This window comes from Bacillus sp. 105MF (assembly GCF_000374885.1).
In the GTDB taxonomy this organism is placed as follows: domain Bacteria; phylum Bacillota; class Bacilli; order Bacillales; family Bacillaceae_G; genus Bacillus_A; species Bacillus_A pseudomycoides.
Window position 1 is genome coordinate 94,669 of the sequence record NZ_KB895566.1, and the last position, 26,180, is coordinate 120,848.

29 protein-coding genes and 1 other annotated feature are annotated in these 26,180 nt (G+C 36.6%); of the genes, 4 read left to right on the forward strand and 25 right to left on the reverse strand.

Features of this window, described 5'->3' with window-relative positions:
* Positions 1 to 73: 73 nt before the first annotated feature.
* From C564_RS0103415 to C564_RS0103450, 8 genes are all read right to left on the reverse strand, one after another.
* Entirely contained in the window at positions 74 to 1,246 is a 1,173-nt protein-coding gene (locus C564_RS0103415) for a hypothetical protein (protein ID WP_018764421.1), read from the reverse strand.
* A gap of 169 nt (positions 1,247 to 1,415) precedes the next feature.
* Positions 1,416 to 1,730 carry a thioredoxin gene (trxA, locus tag C564_RS0103420; RefSeq protein ID WP_003200692.1) on the reverse strand — a complete coding sequence of 105 codons (315 nt, stop codon included), beginning with the start codon at positions 1,728 to 1,730 and terminating at the stop codon, positions 1,416 to 1,418.
* Between the two features lie 210 nt (positions 1,731 to 1,940).
* The gene (etfA, locus tag C564_RS0103425) at positions 1,941 to 2,918 is read right to left on the reverse strand and encodes an electron transfer flavoprotein subunit alpha (protein WP_018764422.1); all 978 of its coding nucleotides are present in this window, start codon (positions 2,916 to 2,918) and stop codon (positions 1,941 to 1,943) included.
* 36 nt (positions 2,919 to 2,954) lie between these two features.
* Positions 2,955 to 3,728, reverse strand: coding sequence for an electron transfer flavoprotein subunit beta (gene etfB, locus C564_RS0103430; protein ID WP_018764423.1), 774 nt, complete (start codon positions 3,726 to 3,728; stop codon positions 2,955 to 2,957).
* 79 nt (positions 3,729 to 3,807) lie between these two features.
* The gene (locus C564_RS0103435) at positions 3,808 to 4,584 is read right to left on the reverse strand and encodes an enoyl-CoA hydratase (protein ID WP_026008452.1); all 777 of its coding nucleotides are present in this window, start codon (positions 4,582 to 4,584) and stop codon (positions 3,808 to 3,810) included.
* Between the two features lie 11 nt (positions 4,585 to 4,595).
* Entirely contained in the window at positions 4,596 to 5,183 is a 588-nt protein-coding gene (locus C564_RS0103440; protein ID WP_018764425.1) for a TetR/AcrR family transcriptional regulator, read from the reverse strand.
* 115 nt (positions 5,184 to 5,298) lie between these two features.
* A complete protein-coding gene (locus tag C564_RS0103445; protein ID WP_018764426.1) occupies positions 5,299 to 6,984 on the reverse strand; it encodes a long-chain-fatty-acid--CoA ligase in 1,686 nt (561 codons plus the stop codon).
* A 245-nt stretch (positions 6,985 to 7,229) separates the two neighbouring features.
* Complete coding sequence (locus C564_RS0103450) at positions 7,230 to 7,532, reverse strand: RNA polymerase sigma factor (protein WP_018764427.1); 303 nt, start codon at positions 7,530 to 7,532, stop codon at positions 7,230 to 7,232.
* A gap of 122 nt (positions 7,533 to 7,654) precedes the next feature.
* Here C564_RS0103450 and C564_RS0103455 point away from each other — a divergent pair, with 122 nt between their 5' ends.
* Complete coding sequence (locus tag C564_RS0103455; protein ID WP_018764428.1) at positions 7,655 to 8,158, forward strand: DinB family protein; 504 nt, start codon at positions 7,655 to 7,657, stop codon at positions 8,156 to 8,158.
* A 66-nt stretch (positions 8,159 to 8,224) separates the two neighbouring features.
* Here C564_RS0103455 and C564_RS0103460 read toward each other — a convergent pair whose 3' ends face one another.
* The 8 genes from C564_RS0103460 to C564_RS0103495 form a co-directional block, all read right to left on the reverse strand.
* A complete protein-coding gene (locus C564_RS0103460) occupies positions 8,225 to 8,917 on the reverse strand; it encodes an ABC transporter permease (protein WP_003200921.1) in 693 nt (230 codons plus the stop codon).
* A 54-nt stretch (positions 8,918 to 8,971) separates the two neighbouring features.
* On the reverse strand, positions 8,972 to 9,328 hold the full coding sequence (locus C564_RS0103465) for a hypothetical protein (protein WP_018764429.1): 357 nt from the start codon (positions 9,326 to 9,328) through the stop codon (positions 8,972 to 8,974).
* Between the two features lie 23 nt (positions 9,329 to 9,351).
* Positions 9,352 to 9,693 (reverse strand): DUF4097 family beta strand repeat-containing protein, encoded by a 342-nt coding sequence (locus tag C564_RS0103470; protein WP_018764430.1) that lies wholly within the window; start codon positions 9,691 to 9,693, stop codon positions 9,352 to 9,354.
* 55 nt (positions 9,694 to 9,748) lie between these two features.
* Positions 9,749 to 10,453, reverse strand: a complete 705-nt coding sequence (locus C564_RS0103475; protein ID WP_018764431.1) for an ABC transporter permease — start codon at positions 10,451 to 10,453, stop codon at positions 9,749 to 9,751.
* Between the two features lie 95 nt (positions 10,454 to 10,548).
* A complete protein-coding gene (locus C564_RS0103480; RefSeq protein ID WP_018764432.1) occupies positions 10,549 to 11,232 on the reverse strand; it encodes an ABC transporter permease in 684 nt (227 codons plus the stop codon).
* Complete coding sequence (locus C564_RS0103485) at positions 11,225 to 12,148, reverse strand: ABC transporter ATP-binding protein (RefSeq protein ID WP_026008453.1); 924 nt, start codon at positions 12,146 to 12,148, stop codon at positions 11,225 to 11,227. Before C564_RS0103485 ends, C564_RS0103480 begins: the two co-directional genes overlap by 8 nt.
* A 254-nt stretch (positions 12,149 to 12,402) precedes the next feature.
* Positions 12,403 to 13,338 (reverse strand): HAMP domain-containing histidine kinase, encoded by a 936-nt coding sequence (locus C564_RS0103490; protein WP_018764433.1) that lies wholly within the window; start codon positions 13,336 to 13,338, stop codon positions 12,403 to 12,405.
* A gap of 1 nt (position 13,339) precedes the next feature.
* Positions 13,340 to 14,032, reverse strand: a complete 693-nt coding sequence (locus C564_RS0103495; protein WP_018764434.1) for a response regulator transcription factor — start codon at positions 14,030 to 14,032, stop codon at positions 13,340 to 13,342.
* 169 nt (positions 14,033 to 14,201) lie between these two features.
* On the opposite strand from C564_RS0103495, the gene C564_RS36650 reads away from it, so the two are divergent.
* Positions 14,202 to 14,375: a hypothetical protein gene (locus C564_RS36650; protein WP_003200909.1), complete on the forward strand. Its 174-nt coding sequence runs from the start codon at positions 14,202 to 14,204 to the stop codon at positions 14,373 to 14,375.
* On the forward strand, positions 14,376 to 14,570 hold the full coding sequence (locus tag C564_RS0103505) for a YwbE family protein (protein ID WP_003200907.1): 195 nt from the start codon (positions 14,376 to 14,378) through the stop codon (positions 14,568 to 14,570).
* 93 nt (positions 14,571 to 14,663) lie between these two features.
* Here the strand turns inward: C564_RS0103505 and C564_RS0103510 are convergent, their stop codons facing one another.
* The 8 genes from C564_RS0103510 to zapA all read right to left on the reverse strand — a co-directional run bounded on the left by C564_RS0103510 (position 14,664) and on the right by zapA (position 24,855).
* On the reverse strand, positions 14,664 to 15,863 hold the full coding sequence (locus C564_RS0103510; RefSeq protein WP_018764435.1) for a class I SAM-dependent rRNA methyltransferase: 1,200 nt from the start codon (positions 15,861 to 15,863) through the stop codon (positions 14,664 to 14,666).
* Between the two features lie 427 nt (positions 15,864 to 16,290).
* A complete protein-coding gene (locus tag C564_RS0103515; protein WP_006096209.1) occupies positions 16,291 to 16,878 on the reverse strand; it encodes a prolyl hydroxylase family protein in 588 nt (195 codons plus the stop codon).
* 318 nt (positions 16,879 to 17,196) lie between these two features.
* The gene (gene brnQ6 / locus C564_RS0103520) at positions 17,197 to 18,522 is read right to left on the reverse strand and encodes a branched-chain amino acid transport system II carrier protein BrnQ6 (RefSeq protein WP_018764436.1); all 1,326 of its coding nucleotides are present in this window, start codon (positions 18,520 to 18,522) and stop codon (positions 17,197 to 17,199) included.
* Positions 18,523 to 18,641: 119 nt separating this feature from the next.
* Positions 18,642 to 18,893 (reverse strand) — a binding site (T-box leader).
* 96 nt (positions 18,894 to 18,989) lie between these two features.
* Positions 18,990 to 19,679 (reverse strand): 23S rRNA pseudouridine(2604) synthase RluF, encoded by a 690-nt coding sequence (locus tag C564_RS0103525; protein WP_018764437.1) that lies wholly within the window; start codon positions 19,677 to 19,679, stop codon positions 18,990 to 18,992.
* 209 nt (positions 19,680 to 19,888) lie between these two features.
* Positions 19,889 to 22,249, reverse strand: a complete 2,361-nt coding sequence (locus tag C564_RS0103535; protein ID WP_018764438.1) for an endonuclease MutS2 — start codon at positions 22,247 to 22,249, stop codon at positions 19,889 to 19,891.
* 21 nt (positions 22,250 to 22,270) lie between these two features.
* On the reverse strand, positions 22,271 to 23,989 hold the full coding sequence (polX, locus tag C564_RS0103540; RefSeq protein ID WP_018764439.1) for a DNA polymerase/3'-5' exonuclease PolX: 1,719 nt from the start codon (positions 23,987 to 23,989) through the stop codon (positions 22,271 to 22,273).
* A 55-nt stretch (positions 23,990 to 24,044) separates the two neighbouring features.
* Positions 24,045 to 24,584 (reverse strand): CvpA family protein, encoded by a 540-nt coding sequence (locus C564_RS0103545; RefSeq protein WP_003200894.1) that lies wholly within the window; start codon positions 24,582 to 24,584, stop codon positions 24,045 to 24,047.
* A 1-nt stretch (position 24,585) separates the two neighbouring features.
* Positions 24,586 to 24,855 carry a cell division protein ZapA gene (gene zapA / locus C564_RS0103550; RefSeq protein ID WP_000082702.1) on the reverse strand — a complete coding sequence of 90 codons (270 nt, stop codon included), beginning with the start codon at positions 24,853 to 24,855 and terminating at the stop codon, positions 24,586 to 24,588.
* Between the two features lie 124 nt (positions 24,856 to 24,979).
* Between zapA and rnhC the strand changes: the two genes are divergently transcribed.
* Entirely contained in the window at positions 24,980 to 25,918 is a 939-nt protein-coding gene (gene rnhC, locus C564_RS0103555; protein ID WP_018764440.1) for a ribonuclease HIII, read from the forward strand.
* 92 nt (positions 25,919 to 26,010) lie between these two features.
* Here the strand turns inward: rnhC and C564_RS34330 are convergent, their stop codons facing one another.
* The gene (locus C564_RS34330) at positions 26,011 to 26,145 is read right to left on the reverse strand and encodes a YuzL family protein (RefSeq protein WP_003200889.1); all 135 of its coding nucleotides are present in this window, start codon (positions 26,143 to 26,145) and stop codon (positions 26,011 to 26,013) included.
* Positions 26,146 to 26,180 lie beyond the last annotated feature (35 nt).

The window sequence follows — 26,180 nt, forward strand, 5'->3', positions numbered from 1 at the left end:
TCTACCACACTATGTAAAAGAAGAAACCTTGTCAAGACAAGGTTTCTTCAAAAAAGACATACGTATCAGCAGACTATTTCGCTGTTTCAACAGCTTTATTTAAGGCAGACTCAAGTTGTGGTAACAATTTATCAGCATCTTCTTTCTTCTTCGCTTTTACTGCTTCTAAATAAGACTGTGCTGTTTTTGTTAACTCTACTGTTTCCTGTTCACCAAGTACTGTTTTTAAATCATTTTCGATAATATTAATGAACAATGCACCCTCTAATGCTGTAACCGGACCTTTGTCTTTTCCAAAGTTTTCTTGGCTTTCTTTATACTCACCTAATGCAACTTTTGCGAATCCACGTACAAATGCTTGATTTACTGCTTTTGCATCAACTGTTTTCACATCTGTTTTTAAATCAAATTGCTTTAAGATAAAGTCCGCATCTTCAGGAGCTGCTTTTTTCATGTACGGATAGATAGCTTGATAAAATGCCCATCCTTCTGCTTGCTCAACCTTTGCATTTTTCTCATCTTTCTTTGCTTCTTCTACCATTTTTGTAGCATAACCGTTTGGCAGAGCACCTGTTGCAAAATAGAATGTTTTCATTAACGTTTTATCTACAACTTGTTTACCAAGCGCAAATGCAAGTTTGTCACCTTTGTCAATGGCTGCTTGCATTTCATCAAAGCCGCCTTTAATTTGAGAAGCCATTTGTGTACCGTATGCTGTATCACGCTTTCCAACTGTACCTTCTACACCTTTATAAAAAGCAAGCGCTTCTTCCATTTCTTTCTTCACATCATCTTTTTTGCCCCATTTTTCATCTACTTCTTTGAAATCATGACGCATTGATTGGAAGAATTCTTTTTGCATTAATTTATCAAATAGTTGCTTTACAACCATTGGTTCCATTTCTTTCTTTTTACCTGCTTCTAATGCAGCTGTAATTGTTTGGTCGATTTGTTCGTTAAATTCACCATCACGTTGTTGAACAAGAGATTGTAGCTTTTCTTTATATAACTTTGTTACTTTATCGAAGTCAACCTCTTTGCCATCTTTCGCTTTTTCAAGTTCAGTTACTCCATCTTTGTAAGCCTGTACAAAGTCTGCTTCTTGTTGTTTTGTTTCTTCTTTTTTAACAGATTGTTCTGCCTTTTTATCTTGTGCTTCAGATTTTTTTGTTTCCTCTTTCGCACAACCTGCAAAAAGAAGAGATGCTACTGCTGCTGCAGATAATACTTTTAACTTGAATGTCATGGATTACTTCCCCCTACGCCCTTAAGTGATAGTGATTTTCATTATTATCAAATTGATTATAAAAGCGCTTACGATAAGTGTCAACAAAAAAATCATATTCGTTGTCATATTATTAGCAGGTAATTTCAACCAATAAAAAAAAGCCCAGCATTTATGCTGGACTTTTGAATTAGAAGTGTTTAGAAACTAATTCTACTAACGCTTCTTTTGGTTTGTATCCTAACGCTTGGTCAACCACTTTACCATCTTTTAACACGAAAAGAGATGGAATGCTCATTACTTCAAAACTACGAGCAGTTTCTTGGTTTTCATCAACGTCTACTTTTACTACTTTTACTTTTTCGCCTAATTCTGCATCGATTTCCTCTAATACAGGAGCGATCATTTTACAAGGCCCACACCATGGTGCCCAGAAATCTAATAATACAATACCTTCGCTTGTTTCAGCTGCGAAGTTTTGGTCAGTTGCGTTTACAATTGCCATTTTGTTTCCTCCTTCAAGTATATTCTACCAAAAGTATATCATTAAGTTATATACGTGGCGAATATTATGTATCGTTATGTATTGTAACAAAAAAATGTACCTTTATACTATACAAAAAATCTATGGTATATGCTAAAAAACGAGAGGCAGGGGACCTCTCGTTTTTCTATATATAGGGGTATTTCACTTGGAACTCAAGGGTCACTCAAATTAAGAATGTACTTTTAACTTTTTAAACTCTTCTGTTAATAAAGGAACCACTTCAAATAAGTCGCCAACAATACCATAATCAGCTACTTTGAAAATACTTGCTTCTGGATCTTTATTAATTGCAACGATTACTTTTGAGTTAGACATACCAGCTAAATGCTGAATTGCGCCAGAAATACCGCATGCAATATATAAGTCTGGCGTAACAACTTTACCTGTTTGTCCAATTTGTAATGAGTAATCGCAATACTCTGCGTCACAAGCACCACGTGATGCACCAACAGCACCACCTAATACATCTGCTAATTCTTTTAACGGTTTAAAACCGTCTTCACTTTTCACTCCGCGTCCACCAGCAATAATAACTTTCGCTTCTGAAAGATCTACACCTTCTGCTGTTTTACGCACAACATCTTGAATGATTGTACGTAAATCTTTTACATCAACTGTAATAGAAGATACATCACCTGTACGCGCTTCATCTTTTTCAAGTGGCGTAATGTTATTTGGACGAACTGTCGCAAATAGAATACCATCTGTTACAACCTTCTTCTCAAACGCTTTACCAGAATAAATTGGACGTGTGAAGACAACATTTCCACCTGTAACTTCTAATGCAGTTACATCAGAAACAAGGCCAGCTTCAAGCTTAGCAGCTAACTTTGGTGATAAATCTTTACCGAGTGCTGTATGTCCAAAGACAATACCTTCTGGCTTCTCTTCACCATACACAGCTAAAAATGCTTGTGCATAACCATCGGATGTATATGATTTTAATTTATCATTTTCAACTGTCACAACGCGATCTGCACCGTAATGAATCAATTCATTTGCAAAAGATGCAACGCTCTCTCCAACTAGAAGGCCAACCACTTCACCGCCTTCTGCGATTGTTTTCGCTGCTGCTACTGCTTCAAAAGAAACGTTACGTAGTGATCCGTCACGAACTTCACCCATTACTAATACTTTACGAGCCATAGATTTTCCCTCCTGCATATATAATTTCGTATTTTATTAGATTACTTTCGCTTCTGTATGGAGCAACGATACAAGTTCTTTTACTTGATCTTGCAGCTCGCCTTGTAACACTTTTCCTGCATCTTTCTTAGGAGGTAAATAGATTTCGATTGTTTTTGTTTTTGCTTCCACATCATCTTCCTCTAAATCTAAATCATCTAATTCTAGTTCTTCAAGCGGTTTTTTCTTCGCTTTCATAATACCTGGAAGCGATGGATAACGCGGTTCATTTAAACCTTGTTGTGCTGTTGCTAAAAGTGGTAGTGATGTTTCAATCACTTCAGTATCACCTTCGACATCGCGCTCAATTTTCACGCTTGTGCCATTAATTTCAAGCTTCGTAATTGTTGTTACATATGGAATATTTAGCGCTTCTGCTACGCGTGGTCCAACTTGTCCAGACGCACCATCAATCGCTACGTTTCCACCTAAAATTAAATCTACTTCTTTATCTTTTAAATATTCAGCAAGCACTTTCGCTGTTGTAAATTGGTCACCATTCTCAACATCATCTTCAATATTGATTAATACCGCTTTATCACAGCCCATCGCTAGCGCAGTGCGAAGTTCTTTTTCACTATCTTCTCCGCCAACTGTTACAACCGTAATTTCACCGCCTTGTGCATCTCTTACTTGAATTGCTTCTTCAATCGCATATTCATCGTAAGGGTTGATGATGAATTCCGCTTCGCCATCATAAATTGCACCGTTTTTAATTACGATTTTTTCTTCTGTATCAAATGTTCGTTTCATGAGTACGTAGATGTTCATTCCATTTACCCCCTTGTTTTTCAGAAAGATTCTATCAATTTTAATATTCTGGTAATTTATATTAAAAAAATAATTTGAACTACCTACCACTAAATGAAGGTTTGCGTTTTTCTAAAAATGCCGCTACACCTTCTCTTCCATCTTCACCCGTAAACACTTCACCAAATATTTGTGCCTCACGCTGTACACCTTCATAATAATGAGATGATTTTGTTGTTTGTAATAGCTCTAACACAGCACGAGTTGTCGCTGGGCTTTTGCCAGCAATTTGTTTTGCGATTTTGAGAGTCTCTTCTAAAAGTGTTTCTTCTGGGAAAACGCCGTTAACAAGTCCCCATTCTAATGCCTGTGCACCTGTAATTGGTGTACTTGTTAGCATCATTTCACAAGCCTTCGCTTTACCAACATAGCGTGGCAAACGCTGTGTACCTGCAAAGCCAGGAATAAGTCCAAGCGTTAGCTCTGGTAAACCAAGCTTTGCACTTTCAGTTGCAAAGCGCATGTGGCAAGACATAGCGAATTCAAGGCCACCGCCAAGTGCCGCTCCATGAATTGCCGCAATGATTGGTTTTGAGCACTTTTCGACACGCTCAAACGTAACTTGTCCAAGCTGTGCCAACTCTGTTGCCTGTTTCGCTTCCTCAACAGAAGTAAACTCTTTAATATCTGCTCCTGCTGAAAAGAAGCGGCCTTCACCATGAAGAACAACAACGCGGATATTTTCATCCTTTTCGACTTGATCAATTAGCTCAGTAACGTCATGCATAACTTGTGAAGACATCGCATTAGCTGGCGGATGATTTAACGTTGCCACCGCAATATGGTCTTCTACTGTTACAGATAGGAATTTCAACATGATCCCTCCCATTATTGACGATAACCACAAGCTGAAATAAGCAGCCCATGTACCGTTTTTGAAAGTGCGACCAAATCATATTTATGATCGCTCATTACCCAATTGGTCACAACTTCATCTACTGTTCCGAAGATCATTTGTCTTGCTACGCGAACATTTAAATCCGCTTGGAATTCTCCTTGTCTTATACCCGTTTCCAAAATCTCATCGATAACTTGTAAGTATCCTTTTAATACTTCATTTATTTTGAGGCGTAACTCTTGGTTGGATTGACGAAGCTCTAGTTGCGTGACAATAGCAAGAGGATCATTTTGTGACAACAGCAAGAAGTGCGTTTCTACCAACATAAATAACTTCGCTACAGCGCTTTCAATTCCTGCTGTTTTTTGGCGAATTTTTTCTATAAATTCTCCCATCTTCTCTTGGAATAAGGATATTAATATATCTTCTTTATTTTTAAAATATAAATAAATAGTTCCATCAGCAACACCAGCTTGCTTTGCAATTTTAGAAACTTGCGCTTGATGGTATCCATTTTCTGCAATTACAATAACCGCAGCATCAATAATTTGGTTATATTTTGGTCGATTTTTTTTCACTTTACTGTCCCCTTCAAGAAGATGACTGAATGAGTGGTCATTCATATTTCATATAATACTGACTATTTAAAAAAATGTCAATCCTATATCCTATATTTTCAAAAAGAAAGGGCCTTTAGCCCGTCTTCTCATCCTCTTTCTTCTTCTGTTCTTCATCTATAAGGACACGGCGTAAAATCTTCCCTACTGTTGTTTTTGGTAACTCGCTCCGAAACTCATATACTTTTGGGACTTTATAAGCAGCCAAATATTTACGAGCAAATTGATCTAACTCTTCTTCAGAACAAACTTCTCCTTCTTTTAGCACAACAAAAGCTTTCACAGTCTCCCCGCGATACGGATCTGGAACACCAATCGTAACCACTTCCTGCACTTTTTCATGCTCATATAATACTTCTTCCACTTCGCGCGGATAAACATTGAATCCGCTGGCAACAATCATGTCTTTCTTGCGATCTTTCACATAGAAAAAACCCTCTTCATCCATATACCCAATATCACCTGTGTGTAACCACCCGTCCTGTAATACCGCTGCTGTTTCCTCAGGCTTATTCCAGTATCCTTTCATCACTTGCGGGCCCTTCACTACAATTTCACCAATCTCACCGGGTGGCAAATATTCTCCTGTTTCAAGTGACATAATGCGTGCATCTGTATCTGGCCACGGAACACCAATACTTCCCGGCACACGTTTTTCCCATAAAAAATTGCCGTGTGTAACTGGAGATGATTCTGTGAGTCCATATCCTTCTACCAGCTTACCGCCTGTAATCTTTTCAAATTTCTCTTGTACCTCTACTGGAAGTGGGGCAGAGCCACTAATACAAGCCCGAATCGAAGAAATATCATATTCCCGAAGTAGAGGACTATTTAAAAGGGCAATATAAATTGTTGGAGCTCCTGGAAATAGTGTAACTTTATGTTTTTTAATCGCTTCAAACACCATTTTCATATCAAACTTCGGAATCAATACCATTTTATATCCTTGCATAATAGCCAAATTCATTACAGCAGTCATTCCATACACATGAAAAAATGGAAGAACACCGAGAATGACTTCCTCTCCCTCTGTACAGTTATATAGCCAATGCACACCCATTAGTGTATTCGATACAAGGTTTTTGTGTGTTAACATAACTCCTTTCGGAAAACCTGTCGTACCTCCAGTATATTGTAAGAGTGCTAAATCATTTTCAGGATCACACGGCACTTCTACCATTTCATCACTTTCTTTTTCTACCGATTTCCAAACATGAATCGTATCACTTTCCGTTACTGTTACAACCAGGTTGCTTTGCTTCTTTTGTACAACTGGATAGAGTAAATTTTTTGGAAATGGCAAAAAGTCAGCAATGCGGGTTACAATAACGTGCTCCACCTTTGTAGCAGATTGAACATTGGTGACTTTCGGAAAAACTAGGTCAACACAAAGAATAACTTTCGCCCCGGAATCATGGAGCTGATATTCTAACTCCCTCTCTGTATAAAGGGGATTTGTTTGTACCACTATACCACCTACAAGTAACGTACCATAATATCCAATCACAGCTTGCGGACAATTTGGTAACATAATCGCAACTCGATCACCTTTTTTCACACCAAGCCTTTTAAGGTAATTTGCAAATTGTCTCACCTTACGATCTAACACTGCAAATGTAATATCTTTCCCTAAAAAATGAAGCGCTTTCTTTTCTGGGTACCGAGAAGACATCTGCTGTAAATATACATGGAGCGGCTGCATATCATTAGAAATTGTATGCGGAATTTCCTTTGGATAGTTTTGTAACCAAGGTTTCTCCATTCCCATTCCTCCTTCCTGTTCTTACACAAATAAAATGAATGTCCATTCATGATGGTTATTTTCATTATATTATAGCCATAATCGTGTTACAATCATAATATTCTGACTCTTACACACCTATTCATTTATAACCTCATATATGTACTAGCCCTCCTACAAGATCTTTTGCATCTATTCTAATTGTATAGAAGGAGCCAAGATGTACATTCTAATATTTATTACATACAACTTTTTTCTCTTTCGGCTTATATCTTTTGTCTTGATTTTATAGTTCCTTCTTTTTCATTTAAAATCTCCGCAATTTCCTTTGTTTTGAATTTATTCACATAGTAGAGTACAATCACGAGTCGATACTCTAAACTTAAATGACTAAGCATATTTTCAAATTCTAGCTTTTGTTCCATATTTTCTTTTACTGCGTGCCCACTACCCACTTCTCCGTAATCTTCCACATATAAAACTTTATTTTTCCGTACCATATCGTTACACTTATTAATTAATATTTTCGTAATCCACGTTTTAAAATATGCTGGTTCTTTTACACTCAATACTTTAAATTCCCCCGTTTTGGATGCTTTCATCTTATGTTAACAATATAACTAATTCGTGAAAGGAAAAACCTCCTCCTTTCACGAATTTACCATATGAATGTAACCATAGGAGGGATAGCATGTATCAAACAATTGAAGGCTTTCTAAAAACGTGGAAATACGAGGCTGATTCTACGCAAAAGGTATTGGATGCATTAACAGATGAATCATTGACTCAAGAGATTGCACCTGGTCATTGGACTTTAGGTAGAGTTGCTTGGCATATCGTCACCGCGATTCCAGTAATGCTGTCAGGGACAGGTTTACAGTTTGAGGGGGAAACAAAAGATTATCCTGTTCCAACTTCTGCAAAGACGATTGCAGAAAATTACCGTAAAGTAAACACAGTTTTTGTTGAAGCAATTCAAACGCAGTGGACCGATAAAGATTTAACAACAATCAACGATTTTTTTGGACGCCCAATGCCGAATTCTATATTTTTAATGACTCTCATTAACCATCAAAACCATCACCGCGGTCAAATGACTGTTTTAATGCGCCAAGCTGGATTAAAGCTTCCAGGTATTTATGGGCCCACTAAGGAAGAATGGACTGCTGCGGGGATGGATGCTCCGAAAATGTAATGACATAAAAAAGACAAGGTGATTCAGCACCTTGTCTTTTTTATGTAACTTGTTTCATGTGAAACGTTATAGCATATCCTCTTTCTCAATATTTCTGATTCCATAATAAGCAATCATAATGCCAATAGCCGCAAGCGCTAATTGAAGTGGCAGAAAAGTTGCTAATGAAAACTCTGGCTGGCTTTGACATGCAATCATCACAACAATTAAGGAAGAAACAATCGTTGTTGGAACAGAATATTTACGCATACCAAAATATAATGGGATTATACCTGCTCCTGCAGCTGCAACGGCAAAAGGAACCACTTTTATACCTTCTTGAATCAACTCATCTATCGTTATTGTATTCGGAATAACTAAAATATAGCTATTTACTGTAAAGAAGACACCTACTATAAAAATGTTAGATAATAAGATTGTTATGAATGTTAGTATTGCGGTAATTAATAACTTACTTGCAATGATTTTTTTTCGATTAATCGGATACGAAAACATGAGCAATATTGTTTTATTTTTATATTCTTCAATTACTAATTTCGCAATTAATACTCCTGCAAAGACAATAAACGTCCCTCTTACCATTGCACTCGCCATTAAAAGAATACCTTGAGGGTTTCCTAATTCTACATCCCCTTCAATTTGTGACACATAGCTTACAAAAAACAACATCGCAACCATCACTATATTTGCGATAATCGCACCTTTTATATACCAGCCGAGCTTACTTTTCTTTATTTCTAGCTTTATTAGTTGCAGCATGTTATTTCCCTCCCTAGTTCATATGTTTTATTAAATAAATCCTCCTGCTCAATTTTATTGTTTATTCACTGGTAATACTTTACGATAACTTCTAGATAGAAAATTCAAATAAATACGGAGATACTTCCAACTAAAATATGCGATACTTCCCACGATTCCACCTATGATCAGAGCCAAAACCATGCTCCACTCCTGAGGTATTGATAAACCAAGTCCAATATCCATTTTTATCCACACAACTCCAAAAGAACGAATAATACCTGCAATAAATATAAGTACAGTGCAAAAACCGAAACCGTACGCGATCGTTGCCAAAACTGGAACAACAATAGCACTTAATAGTCCCGTCGTACAGTAAAAAACCAGTATAGCAAATACGTCACTGACGGAACGAGTTGATTTTTTCTGCATGGTATATTCACCTCTTCTAATTATTATTTGATATATATAGTGCCTTTCTTTCCAAAACTGAACCCTTCCGCAAAACCTTCCTTTTGCTCTTTCTGATTCACTACAATTTTCTTTCCATCCTTTTTCATTGTTACAGGATCATTCTTCTTATCTTCCTGTTTTCCCTCAACTGCGATTGTTACTTTGCTTGATTCCGCACTTTTGAACGCAACATCCCAATTTTCGTTATTTATTTCTATTTCTTCTACACTACCTACTGCAAAAGAATTTTCTTTTTCAAAACTCTTTGTCCCTACTTCCTTGAGACTAAAAACTACTCCTGCAACTACAATTATTAAAATAGAAGCTAATATCGTTTTCTTCATGTTTTATTCCCCAGTTCATTTTAAGCCCACATCTCATTCAAGATTGTATTTTTATTTAAGCCACATCTATTTTATCCACTTTATGATAAGAAAGGTAGCCAATTGCAAGACCTAATAGACAGAGCACAATCGGTACTATAATGAAGTCAAACAAACTAAGCTGTCCTCCCCCATTAGAAACAGTGGAGTTAATCAATAATCCTATTAATATAGACGAGGTAATCGTTGTAGGAGTTGATTTTTTTCTCATGCCAAAATATAAAGGAATGAGACTTACTCCAGCCATCATAAATGCGCTAATAAAAGTAGCTGGAACTGTAGCAATGATTTCACCTACACTAACAGGTATTTCAAAGAATCCTATTATTGGATTTAAGAAGAAAATTAACATATTGATGATAAAAGTAGCAATGATTATGCTGCAAAAACAAAATCCAAAAACAATTGCTAACTTCGCTTGCATAAGTTTTTTTCGTTGTAACGGATAGGTAAACAATAATTGCATCGTTTTACTTTTGTATTCATCAATTACTAAACGTGATAAAATGACAGCTGAAAAAATCATAAATGTTGTTCTAATAAAAATATTTGTTAAAGACATAAATCCTGCATAATCTAGAAACATTTGCTCACTCTCAGCTCTAGAACCCCATGCCATAAGACCGACAGCAACGAAAATTGCTACAATACAAATTGCTACTCCTTTAAAATAACGAGATAAGCGATGTTTTTTCCATTCTAGTTTCATAAGTTTAAGCATGTTGTTCTCCTCTATTCATTAGATTTTAAAAATATGTTTCTAATGAGTTATACTTTTTCGTTTCTATCTTCTATTTCCTATTCTTTAAACTCGCCCTATTTAAACAAATCTACCTGTTCAATCTTTCTTATTGCCATATAAGCGATCAATAAACCAATACAAGCTAATGTAACGGGAATAGCAACAAAATCGAACAATGTACCTTCAATTCCCCTACCTGAATTTAACATAGCTACAATCACTATCGCTGATACAAACGTTGTACGCACAGAATATTTTCTCATTCCAAAGTATATTGGGATTAAACTAATTCCCGTTGCTGCTAATGCATTCATGAATAGTTTTAATACATTTTGGATTAAAATTGATACGGTTAATGATCCCGTAATGACTGGATGATACAAATTGAATATATAAACAACGCCAAAAATGACAAGATCTGAAATCATAATAAAGCAAAGAATAAAACAAATGATAATAAACATTTTTGCAAACATCATCTTTTTACGATTGATTGGATACATAAACATCACTGTCATCGTCTTTTCTTGAAACTCTTGAATAATAAATCTCGCAATTAGACTTGCTCCGAAAATCATAAACACTCCTCGTGAAAACGTGTCAATGATTGCAAACGTTTGATTATATCCATTTACTCCTGCTTCATCCCATAATATCAACGGAATACATATAGAAAGAATACAAATTGCGATGAGTGCGCCTCTAATAACCGGCCACAACTTAAATTTCATAAGCTCAAGTCTCATTAAATTAAGCATGGATCCCCTCTCCATTCACGAGATTCAAGAAATATTCTTCTAATGAACTATGCTTTTTGTTTATACTTTCAATTTCTACGTCATTCATGATGAGCGCTTTAGAAATCGCTTGTTGCGTCTCTGTCATTTCGTACACGCGAATGATATTCTCACTCAGAATTTTGTAATTTGTTATACGTAGTTTGTTTTCTAAAACATACGCTGCTCGTTTTACATCTTGAACGTGAATTTCAATATACTCCGTTTGCTTACCATTAATACTGTTCATTGAAACTTCTTTTATCAATTTCCCATTTTGAATAACCCCTATTGTATCTGCCATTTGCTCCATTTCACCTAAAATATGACTAGATACTAATAAAGTAATTCCATATTCTTTACAAAGCATTTTAAATAGATCACGCAATTCTCTAATCCCAATTGGATCTAAACCATTAATTGGTTCATCTAAAATTAATAGCTCTGGCTTTGTCAGAATCGCTCTGGCAATTCCTAACCTTTGTTTCATCCCTAATGAAAAATCTTTTACCTTTTTATTCTCCACGTTGTGTAAATTGACAAGGTCTAATGCATGCTGGATCCCCTTCTTGTCGTAGTAACCCATATATTCGCAATGAAGATATAAATTTTCCTTAGCTGTTAACTTGTCATAAAAAATAGGGTATTCAATAATTGTTCCCATACGTTTTAACACATCATAAGATGTATCTGTTAATTTCTCACCGAAAATTTCAATATCCCCACTCGTTGGTTTTATTAAATTTGTAATCATCTTCATAATCGTTGTTTTACCAGCACCGTTTGGCCCTAAAAAACCGTAGATCTCCCCTTTTTTCACATGCATATTAACCCCAGAAATTACTTCTTTCCCCTCAAATACTTTTGTTAACTGATTTGTTTTTAATACATAGGACATATCATTTTCCCCTTTCGCTTCCACTTCATACTTCCCCCGCATTAACGGGCAGTAAGATTCCCCTAACTCGAAGGAAGATAAAACTGCCCGTAAATGCCCGATTGGTTCAACTAACCATCAGTGGGGGATAAAGCCTCCCCACTGATGGAAGTTTCACTTTATATCATAGACAATGAAAATCTCTTTTTTCTTACCCATTCCTTACAAATTCCTTACGTTCAAAAAAAAGCTTGTAGAATACTCTTTTCTACAAGCTAAAACTCTATTTTTTTCAGTACAATTGTAAATACCGTTTTCTTATATGGCGTACTAGAAAGATGAATTTCTCCTCCTAACGCTTCCACAAGTCGTTTTGTAATCGTAAGCCCAAGACCGCTGCCTTGATACAATCGGTTCCTTGAATCTTCTAACGTATACATGCGTTCAAATACTTTATCAATATGCGATTCATCAATTCCTTTACCACGGTCCCACACATCAACATACACGCACCTATCATCATCTCTTAATGTAATACCAAGTGTTTTCCCATCATATCCATACGCAATTGCATTGGATATTAAATTATTCAACACCCTACCTAATACTTCTGTATTTCCAAGTGCATATACATTTTTCTCCGGTATATCAATATGCACCTCAAATCCTTTGGTCGTTACTAAATCATAAAACGTTAAAATCTTTTCTCGGCATACTTCATTCATATTCACCTTTGTCATTTCGACTGCTTTATCTCCAGATTCTAATTTCGCCAAATCAAAAAATTTATGAATAAATTCCATTACTTCCAAAGTTTTCAAATGTACCTTTTCTAGCAATACTTGTTGTTCTTCTTTACTTATCGTTTTATCCACATTTAACATTTCTGTATACCCAAGAATAACAGTGAGCGGTGTTTTTAAGTCATGTGAAATGTTAGAAAGCATCTTTCTCATCGAAATTTCAACCTTCGCATGATCAGCATTCGTTTTTTGTTTCGCATCTAATAAATGATTAATTGCTACTAATAATTTTTGCAGTTCTTTATCATCCGTCACAACTAATAATTTCTCACCTGTTTGCTGCTTTACAATATCCTGTAACTTTTCATATGTATAGCGTACATTTGCACTTTTACTTTTCTGTATTCTATATTGAAAATAAATAACACCTAATAATATGAAGATAACGATCGTTAAAAGAGAGATCATACTACATCACTTCCAACTTATAGCCAATGCCCCATAATGTTTTAATATATTCTGGATTAGAAGGATCATCTTCAATCTTTTCACGCAACCGTCTCATGTGAACATTAATCACGTTATCATCACCATAATATTCTTCATTCCAAATCAGGTTATAGATTTGTGCTTTTGTAAATACACGATTTTGATTCTTCACAAATAATTTTAAAATCTCAAATTCTTTCAAAGTCAGTTTTAGCTGTTTTTCTTTTTTTTGCACAGTGAAATTGATCAGATCAATTTTTAAATCACCAATCTCAATCATTTCTTCTTTCTGCTCCGTGGCTGAATACTTTGTAGATCTTCGAATGCTTGCCTTTACCCGAGCTGCCAGTTCAATCATAGAAAATGGTTTACAGATGTAGTCATCTGCTCCAAGTCCTAAACCGACCGCCTTATCCACATCCGTATCTTTTGCGGACATCATTAAAATCGGCACAGCACTTTTTTCGCGAATGATTCTCACAACTTCTAATCCGTCTAGCTTTGGCATCATGATATCGAGAATGATTAAATCAAATGAGCCTTTTAGAAATGTGAGAACTCCTTCTTCTCCATCGGATGCAATTGTTATTTGAAAGCCCTCTTTGATTAAATATTTCTCGACCATTTCTTGAATCGCGCTATCATCTTCCACGAGTAAAATATGATGTAACATGTTTCTCCCCCCTTTTTTACAAACATTAACAATTTAATTGTAACTGAAGTCGATAAAGGTGAAAAGAATTATATGAAAATTCAATCCGACTTCATTTCTTTTCATAACAATGTTATGATGGAACTCACAACTATTGTTTACAATTAACCTAATATAAAGGAGTTTTACCATGTCAGAAAATAAAAAAGTAAGCTTAGCTGATTTAATGCGCGAACAACTTGCAAAGAAAAAGCAAGGAAATGGAAACGGAGCAAATGCTGCAAATCAAAGTCAAGCAACGAAAAAACTACAAAACCAACAAACGAAGAAAACGAACAACCAACGTAGACGTACAGGTGTGTAAATGAACGGGCAAAAACGAGCTAACATTTCACCAGGTCTTGAAGTTGATATTGTCTTAAAAAAAGACCAACGTACTGGTACACTCACTAGAGGGACTGTAAAAGATATTTTGACAAACTCACCGTCTCATCCGCACGGCATTAAAGTGCGCTTACAAGACGGGCAAGTTGGCAGAGTGCAGCATATTGTTCAATAGGAAAAGGAGCTCATTTTGAAATTGAGCTCCTTTTCTTATATCGTTTTTTATCTGTAAGTCGATATCCTTTGTCAAAATGCTGATATGTTTTAATTATCCTTTAATTTTTTCAATAAAAACAACCTTTAAATAGTCGCCTTCTTTAAATTGGTCAATCGTACGGAAATCTTCTGGCAAAGAATGTTCTTCTAATATTTTATATTTGCCATTCATTTCTTTGAACGCTGTATCAATAAAGCCTTTAAATTTTTTCATATCAAATGTACTGCAGTTTGTAGAAGCAACGATAGTACCGTTGTTTTCTGTAATGGCGATTGTTTCTTTTAATAGGTTTTTATAGTCTTTTGCTGCACTAAATGTATATTTTTTAGACCGTGCAAAGCTTGGTGGATCTAGTACAACCATATCAAATTTCATTTGTTTTTTCGCCGCGTATTTAAAGTAATGGAATACATCTTCTACGATAATATCTTGCGCTTCGTAGTCAATACCGTTCACGCTAAATTGTTCAATTGTTTTACTTAAACTACGATTCGCAAGATCAACACTTGTTGTTTTTGTCGCTCCGCCAAGTGCTGCGAATACAGAAAAAGCACCTGTGTAAGAGAACATATTTAACACTGTTTTCCCCTTTGCGTACGTGTCACGAATTTGCTTTCTAACGTTACGCTGATCTAAAAATACACCGACCATCGCTCCATCGTTTAAGTATACGGCGAAGTTTACCCCGTTCTCTTTCACGATGATTGGGAACTCACCGTGCTCTCCACTTACAAAGTCATCTTCTTCAATATACTTTCCTTTTGTATCAAAACGCTTCTTCTGGTAGATTCCTTTAAAGTTTGCTACTTTTTGAAGAGCCCCAATGATTTCATCTTTAAAAGAATAAATCCCTTCACTATACCAGCTAATTACATAATAACCATCGTAATAATCGATGATTAAACCACCAAGGCCATCACCTTCACCATTTACAGCGCGGAATGCAGTCGTGTCATTCGATTTGTAAAAACCTTTTCTCTTATGTAACGCTGATTTGATTTTTCTTTCAAAGAAAGCTTGGTCAATGTGCTCCTGCTCTTTTCTTGTTAAAATCCAGCCATATCCTTTATTTTGCTTTCCGTAATATCCTTTACCAAGAAATTGGTTCTTCTCATCAACAATTTTGATGATTGCCCCCTCTTCACGTATATCATTTAAGTTTTGAATTGCATCTTTTAAAATAAGTGGGTAGCCACTTTTAATCTCTTTTATAAATTTCGGTTTTATCTTTACATTTACTTCTGATCGCATGTAATGTCTTCCTTTCCATTTGAATGCTTTCTATTTAGTAGGAAGCATTTAAAAAACGAGACTGAAAAAAAGCCTCGTTTCACTATACCATATTATTGCTTTGCGAGTACAACCAGCTCGTTGCCTAGAACGACTGTTATATATTTATCCCGCTATTTGCGGGCAGTAAGACTCCCATCTCAAAATTCGGCAAAAGCAAAGAAGTTAGGTGGGAGATCAACTGCCCGTAAAAGCCCGATTGGTGAGGGCCAATAATCAGTGGGGGATGAAGAAAATCCCCACTGATTAAAGTTTCACTTTATACGATGTAAAAGATGAGACTCTTATCTAAAGATCAGTCTTAGAGCACTGTCCAACGGAAAAACCCTGTACATAAACAAGAATAAACAAAAACTTTCATTTCTCTCAAAAACCAAATAATGGATTTTTAATATTGTGGTTTTTCACGAAACCATAATGTAGCAATCCATTTTTCTCCTTCATGTACCGCACAACCTTCATGCAATGAAAGGGGATGTGGTTCATTTGTCCCTCTTTTACAATTTTCAAAAACTAATAATTTCCCTTCGCTTGGAGTAACTGTAAGATTCAGAGAGGGAAAAAAAGTTTCTCCACCTGCATTAACTGTATTCAAATAAAGAATAGCTGTATAAAGTCGTTGTCCCCCTTGTTCAACTCGGTTCCTTCCGTCTTCGTGCCAGGTACCATAACAATCAATATGAGCATCAAATTTCCCTCCAACTTCATATCTCGCTGCTTGTAATGGCTCAGCGTGATTAAGCGGCAAGGGCATAGCAGTAGCAATAAGTTCAGATACTTGACTAACAAGTCCATGTGAATAGTGTGGAAGCCAAGTAAAATCTGATTTCCGTTCCCCTGTATGTCCATAGGCTTGTGCGGGTTGGATGTGCTTTTTAGATAGTTCGATTAACTCTTGGCATTCTGCTGGTGTAATTATTTGTTCATACTGGGCTACAAAAGGCTCATCATGGAGAACAATTGGCTTTTTATTCATAAGGTATATTCCTCCTCAAACTTTATTGAACGACGATATTATATTATGTGGGTGAAACTGAATAGGTGTTACAAACAAGGATTAATAAAATGACAGTCTTTTTTAGCTTGAAAACTCCTTCATCAATGAACAATAGATTTAGATAAAGTGAAACTTTAATCAGTGGGGATTTTCTTCATCCCCCACTGATTATTGGCCCTCACCAATCGGGCTTTTACAGGCAGTAATGCGGGGTACATTTCCCAACATCTCACTTTCTATATATGTAAGCTTTTCTACAAAAAAAAGAGACTTTCTTTCAAAGAAAGCCTCTTTACCTTATTTCCCTACAACAACTTCTCGCTTCTGAAAAGCCGAAACAACATACCCAACAAACATACCGATCATTCCTGGAATTAACCATCCAATCCCTACACTATAAAACGGAACTTTTTCTAAAATCGGCGCTAATGCTGCAATTTGAATGTGTGCATTATTTAATCCATCGAAAAAGCTAATAACAAATGCTCCTATAATACCACCCACATACATTGCCAACGGGATACGAAGGTAATTTTCAATTAGCGATAATATGATTAATACGATTCCAATTGGATAGATTGCTATTAAGATTGGTAATGCTAATGCATTTAATTGTGTTAAACCTAGGTTTGCTACCATAAATGCTAACACGCAGAAGATAAAAACAACTTTTTGATAAGACAGCTTTGGTAGTAGTGCTGAGAAAAAATCTCCACAAGCTGCGACAATCCCAACAGAAGTTGTTAAACATGCAGCCGCAATTGCTACCCCAAGTAGTAGTGTGCCGTAATTTCCAAATAAATGATGAACAACGTTTGTTAAAATAACACCGCCGTTTTCTCCCATTCCAAGCGATACACTAGAAGCCCCAAGGTAAGCGAGTGCTAAGTAAATGATAAGTAAGCCAAGTGCTGCAATAATTCCTGCAAAGATTGTTACTTTCGCAATACTTTTCTTATTTGTAATCCCTTTTCCTTTTAGGGCATTGATAACCACATTTCCGAAAACAAGTGCTGCTAATCCGTCTAATGTTAAATATCCATCAATAAATCCTTTAAACAGTGGATCTTTGTATGTTTCTGTCGGTGCACCGAACTCTCCAATTGGTGTAATAAGTGCTTTAATAACAATAATTGCAATGACAGCTAATAAAATTGGTGTTAATACTTTTCCGATGCGCCCTACTAATTTTGAAGGGTTTAATGCTAAATAGAAAGTAACTGCAAAGAAAATGAATGTAAAGATAACAAGTGGATATGCTTGGCTCGCTACTGAACTTGATAAAAATGGAGCGACTCCCATCTCATAAGCAACCGTTCCTGTACGCGGAACGCTGACAAATACACCTAAACATAAATAAATCGCAACTGTAAAAACAAGTGCAAATAAAGGATGCACGCGACCTGCTAATTCATTGATATCTCCTTTTAAAGCAATGACAATAACCCCTAGTAAAGGAAGTCCTACCCCTGTAATGATAAAACCAAACAACGCAATCCATACATCTGTTCCAGCACCTTGTCCTAACGCTGGTGGGAAAATCATATTACCTGCGCCGAAGAATAGTGCAAATAACATTAAACTTATTGCAAACATCTCAGATAACTTTAAAGATGATTTCATTTTCATTTACCTCCTAAAAATCGATAAATAGACAAAATATTCAGAAATAAAAATCCGTTACATTTCCTCTTTCAATCCTACTTCCCCTATAAAAGAACGCAAAAAACACCCGTCCCTAACAAAGGGACGAGTGTTGAAATCGTGGTTCCACCCTTATTCTAATAAAATGAATGTATAACGAAATAAACTCATTTTATAGCTCGTGTAAATTGATAACGGTTTTATCCGTCAAGAATTACAATGCATCATGCCGTTCACTCTTGAAGTTTAGAGGTGGTAAGTATATCTTTTCGTATTAGGAAGCTCACAGCCTAAGGCTCCCCTCTCTGAGAATCGTAAAAAATAACTCGTGTCCTCATCATTACTTTTATAAAATATATTGTCGAATATTGTTGTTTTTTATTATATGGGCTATTTTTAAAAAAATCAATAGTTTTATTTTTTTAAAAATAAACACAGAAAAACGACTATAACTGCTTCAATAATTCCTGTAACTCTTGCACTGTGACATTCCGCCACTCTCCATCCTCTAATCCATCAAGCTTAATATTCATAATTCGTACGCGCTTCAGTTTTGTTACTGTATATCCAAAAGCACGGCTCATTCGACGAATTTGTCTGTTCATTCCTTGCGTTAAAATAATTCGAAATGTAGAACTATTTACTCGTGTCACTTTACACTGCTTCGTTATTCCATCTTTAATCTTCACGCCACGGGACATTCCGTCAATAAACCAATCTGTAAATGGCTTATCGACCGTTACAATATATTCTTTTTCATGCTCATGACCTCCGTGTAAAATTTGATTGGCAATCCTTCCATCATTCGTTAACAAAATCAATCCTTCCGACGCTTTATCTAAGCGGCCAACTGGAAAGATTCTTTCGGGATGATTGATATACTCGATGATATTCCCGTCAATATGATCCGCAGCTGTACAAGTAATGCCAACTGGTTTATGGAAGGCAATGTAGATTTTTTCTTTGTCCTCTTTTTCAATCGTTTTGCCATCAATCGTTACAATATCATTCTCCGTAACAATCGTACCGTGCGTACACACTTCACCGTTAATTGCCACGAGGTCCGCTTTAATAAGGCGGTCTGTTTCTCGCCTTGAGCAGGATAATGCTTCGCTTATAAATTGGTTAATTTTCATGTCATATTCCTTTTTTCTTATAGATTATCCGAAAAGAAAAAGCGTCAATCTCAGGCGGTATACTGATGCCGAGATTGACGCTCCCTTACTTCGCAAAAACCACTAAATAAATAACCCCAATCACCAAAAATATTCCGCAACAAGCTAACAATACTTTTGCAAGTTTGTCCATAAACATATAATGGTTTCCCCTTTTGCTTGGTTTTGTGTTATTTTAATTCGACAACTGTTACGCCTAGGCCTCCCTCGCCCATGTCACCGTAACGGTAGTTTTTCACGCCGCGATGTTTTTTCAAGTAGTCTTGTACCCCTTGGCGAAGTGCTCCTGTTCCTTTTCCGTGAATGATGGATACACGTGGATAGTTTGCAAGCTGTGCATCATCTAAATATTTTTCAACGCGCATCATCGCATTTTCAAAACGCTCGCCACGAAGGTCAAGCTCTAAGGAAACGTGATAGTCTCTTCCCTTAACAGTCGCCACTGCTTTCTTCTCAACCGGTTGTGGCGTATTAATGTACTCCATATCGGATTCTTTCACTTTCATCTTCAGAATACCAATTTGGACGTTCCACTCATTATCGCTTACTTTTTTCAGCAGCTGTCCTTTTTGACCGAATGTTAATACTTTCACTTCGTCGCCTGCTCGCAATTGTTGTTTTGGCGCTGTGTTTTTCACTTTTACTCTTTGTTTTTTCACAAGCTCTGGCGCTGCCCCTTCTAGACGACTTTTCGCTTCAATGAGCTCATGATCTTTCACGCTTGCAAGCTGCGCTTTACGCAGTTGACGAAGTTCATGAATGATACCTTCTGCTTCTTTTTTCGCAGCTTCTACTTTTTCTTCGCCCTCTTTTTGCGCTTTTAATAATCTTTCATCACGCTCATCGTTAAATTCAATGATTTGACGCTGTAATTCACGATGAAGTTTTTCAGATTGTTTACGATGCTCTTCTGCTTCGTTCCATTCGCGCTCTGCATTTTTTTGACTTTCTTCTAGCTTCGCAATCATATTTTCGATTTTATTCGTATCTGTACCAATATGATTACGAGCACGGTCAATCACGCGATCAGATAATCCAAGGCGTTTGGAAATTTCAAAAGCGTTACTGCGTCCTGGTACACCGATTAATAATTTATACGTTGGGCTTAATGTATTTACATCAAACTCAACACTTGCGTTAATAACTTGTTCACGATTGTAACCATATGCTTTTAGCTCTGGATAATGCGTTGTTGCGACAACGCGCGCTCCGCGGTTATATACTTCATCTAAGATTGAAATGGCAAGCGCAGCCCCTTCTTGTGGGTCTGTTCCGGCACCTAATTCATCGAATAATACTAAGCTTTCAAAGTCAGCTTTTTCTAAAATATCTACAATGTTCACCATATGTGAGGAGAACGTACTTAAGCTTTGTTCAATCGATTGTTCATCACCGATATCAGCAAAAATGTTTTTAAACACACAAATCTCAGATTCGTCTAATACTGGAATATGAAGGCCAGATTGCGCCATTAATACACAGATACCGACTGTTTTTAATGTAACTGTCTTACCACCTGTATTCGGACCTGTAATAACGATTGTTGTGAAGTCTTTACCAAGCATAATATCGTTTGGCACAATGATTTCCGGGTCGATAAGCGGATGACGTGCTTGTCTTAAATTCATATAGCGCTCATTATTTACAATTGGTTTTGTAGCTTTGATTCGCTTTGCATAAAATGCTTTCGCAAAAAAGAAATCAAGATTCGCAATAACCTCTACGTTTGCTAATACAGTATCTGCTTCTAGTGCTACTTCTTCTGTTAACATCATTAAGATGCGCTCTACTTCTTGTTTTTCTTTCACGCGTGCTTCTTGCAATGCGTTATTTAGTTCCACAATGACTTGTGGCTCAATAAATAACGTTTGTCCAGACGCCGATTGGTCATGAACAATACCACCATATACACCGCGGTATTCTTGCTTCACAGGAATTACATAGCGATCATTACGAATTGTTACGATTGCATCTGATAGCATCTTCTGTGCATTAGAAGATCGCGTCATATTTTCAAGTTTCTCACGAATGCGGCTTTCCGCAGTACGGATTTGGTTACGAATACCGCGCAGTTTATCACTGGCACTATCAACTACTTCGCCACCATCACCAATGCAGTTTGTAATTTTCTTTTCTAAATCATATAGAGACACAATTTGCGCCACATAGGTTTCTAAGATTGGAAGCTCTACGCCATTATCAACCATATCTTCAATAAATCGCTTCATTTGGCGGCTACCATACATCGTACTTGCAATATCAAGAAGTTCATGTGGACTTAACATACTTCCAATTTTCGCACGTTTTACATTTGGACGAATATCAAAAATCCCACCGAGCGGCACATGTCCTTTTAAGCGAATGACTTTTGCTGCTTCATCCGTTGTCTCTTGCATTTCTACAATTTCTTCAAAATCTGTACTTGGCACAAGGCTCTTCACTTTATCACGACCAAGTGAAGAAGCAACATGCTCAAGTAATTGTTCTTTTACTTTGTTATATTCTAATACACGCAACGTTCGTTCTAACATAAGTTGCCTGTCCCCCTTGTGTTACTTATTCCGTTTAATAAAATCTAATAAACGTTTAATATCCCATGTGTTAATCACAGTATCTTTTTGAATCCAGCCTTTACGTGCTGCCGCTACACCTGTTTCCATATCTTCTAACATTTCAAGTGTATGAGCATCGGTATTAATTGCTACTTTCACACCAGCATCTTGCGCTTGCTTTAGTAATTTTGCGCTTAAATCTAATCGGTTCGGATTCGCATTTAACTCTAAAACTGTATCTGTTTCTTTCGCAAGTTCAATGAGTAAATCTGTATCTACATCATACCCTTCGCGTCGTCCAAGGAGACGACCTGTTGGGTGGGCAATCATTGTAACATGCTTATTTTCAATTGCTGTGCGCAAACGTTTCATAATCGTTTCACGGTCTTGTGAGAAACTAGAGTGGATTGCACCAATTACATAATCAAGTTCTGCTAATACTTCATCATCAAAATCTAGCGTTGCATCTGGTAAAATGTCCATTTCGATTCCGCGTAAAATTGTGATATCCGGGTATTTTTCGTTAATGCGCTCAATCTCTTTTCCTTGTTCACGAAGACGCTCTTTCGTTAAACCATTTGCTACTTTCAAATATTGCGAGTGATCAGTAATTGCCATAAATTTATACCCACGCCCTCGGCACGCTTGTACCATTTCTTCAATGGAAAAAGCACCGTCGCTCCATGTTGTATGCATATGTAAATCACCTTGTATGTCAGAGAACTGAATTAAATTCGGATATTCTTTAATTAATTCGACCTCTTTTCCATCTTCACGTACTTCTGGTGGAATGAACGGCAATCCAAAATGAGCAAAAAATGCTTCTTCTGTTTCAAACGTCTTCACTTCACCCGTTTCTAAGTTTTCCACACCGTACTCACTAATCTTTTCACCTTTATCTTTCGCAATTTGGCGCATTCTTACGTTATGATCTTTTGAACCTGTGAAATGATGAAGAGTTGTAATAAATTCCTCAGGTTTTACAAGACGGAAATCAATCGAAATATCATATTCATATTGAAGTCGAACGGATACTTTTGTATCACCGCTTGCAATGACTTCAATCATATTATCAAACTGTAATAAATGTTCACGTACCGCTGCTGGCTCTGTCGTTGCGATGATGAAATCTAAATCTTTCACTGTTTCGCGAACGCGTCGTAAACTACCAGCGCGAGAGAATCGAACAATTCCCTGGATATTCGACAATTTCTCTTCTATTTCCCCGGCAATAGGTAGGACCATTGCAATCGGTAAACGCTCTGGACGAGATCCAACTTGAGCAATCGCTTCTAATATTTTCTCTTCCGTTTTCTTACCGAACCCTGCTAATACCTGTACTTTATTTTCTTCACAAGCCCTTTGCAATGTTTCCATATCAATAATGCCAAGCTCTTTGTACAACTTTGCTAATTTCTTGCCACCAAGCCCCGGTAATTTTAATAATGGTAATAGGCTGCTCGGCACTTCTTTTTCAAGTTCCTGCAATACTTCTGAAGTTCCCGCTTCAATATATTCTTGAATAACTGCCGCTGTTCCTTTTCCAATGCCCGGAATCTTTGTGAAATCTTCAATTTCAGAAAGACTACGATCATCGCTTTCTAATGCTGCTGCCGCTTTACGAAATGCGGATATTTTAAATGGATTTGCGCCCTTAAGTTCCATAAAAAGGCCGATTGTCTCCAGTAATTTAATCACTTGTTTTTTATTTACTTTCATTCTTGCCCCGCCTTTCTTTCATAGAAAAAAACTTCTCTTTCAGAGAAAAGAGAAGTTATACTTTGCTACCTGTCTGCCATAGTTCCTTCACCTTTTCAGAAAGAATCGGTGTATCGTCTACAATTATTTTGCTGATTGATGATTTTTGCAGTGGCGTTTGTACTTGTTCAATCGGAAGAATTGTTCCAATAATAATTAAGACAAACAAAATAATGTACACTTCTAAAAAGCCAAGAAGTGCCCCAGCAAACGCATTCACCTGTTTTATAACTGGGATTTCTGTAAACATATTCAGCAAATTCCCAAGCAATGAAAGTGCGATTCTTGTAATAATAAATAATACAATGAACGCAATTGCTTGATAGAATACTGCTTCGATATTATTCGCATCAATCCATTCTGGAACAGATACATTCTTATCAAATGGATATGGAATAAATTTCTCAAACGTTGGTGCTAAATCTTTGCAGTACCAGTATGCAACAAGGTATGCGATAATAAAGCTTGTTAACTTTACAAGTTGCAGGACAAATCCTCTTTTTAAACCAAGGAAAAATCCCATAACAAGCAGTAAAATGATAATAATATCAATCATGTTATTCCATTCCTTTTTTTGTCATACTTTCTTTCAATTTTTCATGTTCATCTTTTAATTTTATGTAATCGTGTATGACGTTTACCGCCGTCAATACCGCTAGTCTACTCGTATCAAGCGAAGGATTCTTGGCATTGAGTTCGCGCATTTTATCATCCACAATCGCTGCTACCATGCGGATATGACTTGTACTTTCATCGCCAACAACTGAATATTGTTGACCATAGATTTCTACATTAATTCGACTTTTATTTCCCTTTTGTTGTGACAACTCACCGGCCTCCAATCACGTACAGAATCCTAAAGTTTATCATACCATGAACCATCATAATATGGAAACAGAAAGAACAATCCGATATGATAAAAATAACAATATAAAAAAAGGAGCGACTACTTTGTCAAATTCTATCGTAATCCAAACAAGTTCTAGAGCAATTGAAGACATGAAACAGCAGTATAAACAAGCTATTAGCCCAAAAGTTCCGCAAGGCGGTGTCTTTATGGCAAAAGTCCCATCTTGTACAATTACAGCCTATAAATCAGGTAAAGTAATGTTTCAAGGTATTCGTGCTCAGGAAGAAGCTGCACGTTGGCAAAATGTTTCTCAAGCACCTAAATCTTCTGTTAAGAAAACAGCAAATTCACACCGCTATGCTCCGCCTTCTTCCATTGGAACAATGTCTATAGCAGGATCCGATGAAGTAGGTACTGGAGATTACTTCGGACCGATGACAGTTGTTGCTGTATATGTAGATGCAAAGCAAATTCCATTGTTAAAAGAACTTGGTGTAAAAGACTCTAAAAATTTAAACGATGCGCAAATCGCTGAAATTGCAAAGCAACTACTTAGCGTTGTTCCTTACAGCTCTCTCGTTTTGCATAATGAAAAATATAACGAACTGTTCGAAAAAGGGAACAATCAAGGTAAACTAAAAGCGCTCTTACACAATAAAGCTCTTACAAATTTACTAAAAAAGATTGCGCCGACAAAGCCAGAAGGCATCCTAATTGACCAATTTACACAACCTGATACATATTATAAATACTTAACAAAACAAAAAGAAGTACAGCGTGAAAACGTGTATTTTGCAACCAAAGGCGAAAGTGTCCATTTAGCAGTTGCCGCAGCTTCCATTTTAGCTCGTTACTCATTCGTAAAACAGTTTGATGAACTAAGTAAAAAAGCAGGTATGCCACTTCCGAAAGGAGCGGGCAAGCAAGTTGATATTGCCGCAGCTAAATTGATTCAAAAACTAGGAAAAGAACGCCTTCCTGAGTTTGTAAAGCTTCACTTTGCAAATACGGAAAAGGCATTTCGTTTATTGAAAAAATAGCTATTTTTTAGTATCGACAATATATAAATGAACTAAACAAAATAAAAACATATAAATAAGAGTAGTCGACATGACTACTCTTATTTACATGTTTAGCTTCGTTTTTGCCTCTTATTTGATGAAGGTACTTTAAAGGAACCCGTTTCGTGTGTTGTAGTTCCTTGACCTTCAACTTGCGGAGAACCAAGACCTGCTCTAGAAGGATCTTTTTTTACTTTTTTACCCATTTTGTTCACCCCCAACGTTACTTTTTGCTTAGAGG

Coding starts and splice junctions, on each gene's coding strand:
- trxA (WP_003200692.1), bottom strand. CDS start 1,730: ATGGCAATTGTAAACGCAACTGACCAAAACTTCGCAGCTGAAACAAGC.
- C564_RS0103495 (WP_018764434.1), bottom strand. CDS start 14,032: ATGTTACATCATATTTTACTCGTGGAAGATGATAGCGCGATTCAAGAA.
- C564_RS36650 (WP_003200909.1), top strand. CDS start 14,202: ATGTCAGAAAATAAAAAAGTAAGCTTAGCTGATTTAATGCGCGAACAA.
- C564_RS0103510 (WP_018764435.1), bottom strand. CDS start 15,863: ATGCGATCAGAAGTAAATGTAAAGATAAAACCGAAATTTATAAAAGAG.
- C564_RS0103470 (WP_018764430.1), bottom strand. CDS start 9,693: ATGAAGAAAACGATATTAGCTTCTATTTTAATAATTGTAGTTGCAGGA.
- C564_RS0103545 (WP_003200894.1), bottom strand. CDS start 24,584: ATGATTGATATTATTATCATTTTACTGCTTGTTATGGGATTTTTCCTT.
- C564_RS0103515 (WP_006096209.1), bottom strand. CDS start 16,878: ATGAATAAAAAGCCAATTGTTCTCCATGATGAGCCTTTTGTAGCCCAG.
- C564_RS0103455 (WP_018764428.1), top strand. CDS start 7,655: ATGTATCAAACAATTGAAGGCTTTCTAAAAACGTGGAAATACGAGGCT.
- C564_RS0103445 (WP_018764426.1), bottom strand. CDS start 6,984: ATGGAGAAACCTTGGTTACAAAACTATCCAAAGGAAATTCCGCATACA.
- C564_RS0103490 (WP_018764433.1), bottom strand. CDS start 13,338: ATGATCTCTCTTTTAACGATCGTTATCTTCATATTATTAGGTGTTATT.
- C564_RS0103485 (WP_026008453.1), bottom strand. CDS start 12,148: ATGTCCTATGTATTAAAAACAAATCAGTTAACAAAAGTATTTGAGGGG.
- polX (WP_018764439.1), bottom strand. CDS start 23,989: ATGAAAGTAAATAAAAAACAAGTGATTAAATTACTGGAGACAATCGGC.
- C564_RS0103480 (WP_018764432.1), bottom strand. CDS start 11,232: ATGCTTAATTTAATGAGACTTGAGCTTATGAAATTTAAGTTGTGGCCG.
- C564_RS34330 (WP_003200889.1), bottom strand. CDS start 26,145: ATGGGTAAAAAAGTAAAAAAAGATCCTTCTAGAGCAGGTCTTGGTTCT.
- C564_RS0103475 (WP_018764431.1), bottom strand. CDS start 10,453: ATGCTTAAACTTATGAAACTAGAATGGAAAAAACATCGCTTATCTCGT.
- C564_RS0103460 (WP_003200921.1), bottom strand. CDS start 8,917: ATGCTGCAACTAATAAAGCTAGAAATAAAGAAAAGTAAGCTCGGCTGG.
- etfB (WP_018764423.1), bottom strand. CDS start 3,728: ATGAACATCTACGTACTCATGAAACGAACATTTGATACAGAAGAAAAA.
- brnQ6 (WP_018764436.1), bottom strand. CDS start 18,522: ATGAAATCATCTTTAAAGTTATCTGAGATGTTTGCAATAAGTTTAATG.
- C564_RS0103415 (WP_018764421.1), bottom strand. CDS start 1,246: ATGACATTCAAGTTAAAAGTATTATCTGCAGCAGCAGTAGCATCTCTT.
- C564_RS0103525 (WP_018764437.1), bottom strand. CDS start 19,679: ATGAAAATTAACCAATTTATAAGCGAAGCATTATCCTGCTCAAGGCGA.
- etfA (WP_018764422.1), bottom strand. CDS start 2,918: ATGGCTCGTAAAGTATTAGTAATGGGTGAAGTTCGTGACGGATCACTA.
- C564_RS0103505 (WP_003200907.1), top strand. CDS start 14,376: ATGAACGGGCAAAAACGAGCTAACATTTCACCAGGTCTTGAAGTTGAT.
- C564_RS0103435 (WP_026008452.1), bottom strand. CDS start 4,584: ATGTTGAAATTCCTATCTGTAACAGTAGAAGACCATATTGCGGTGGCA.
- C564_RS0103535 (WP_018764438.1), bottom strand. CDS start 22,249: ATGTTAGAACGAACGTTGCGTGTATTAGAATATAACAAAGTAAAAGAA.
- C564_RS0103465 (WP_018764429.1), bottom strand. CDS start 9,328: ATGCAGAAAAAATCAACTCGTTCCGTCAGTGACGTATTTGCTATACTG.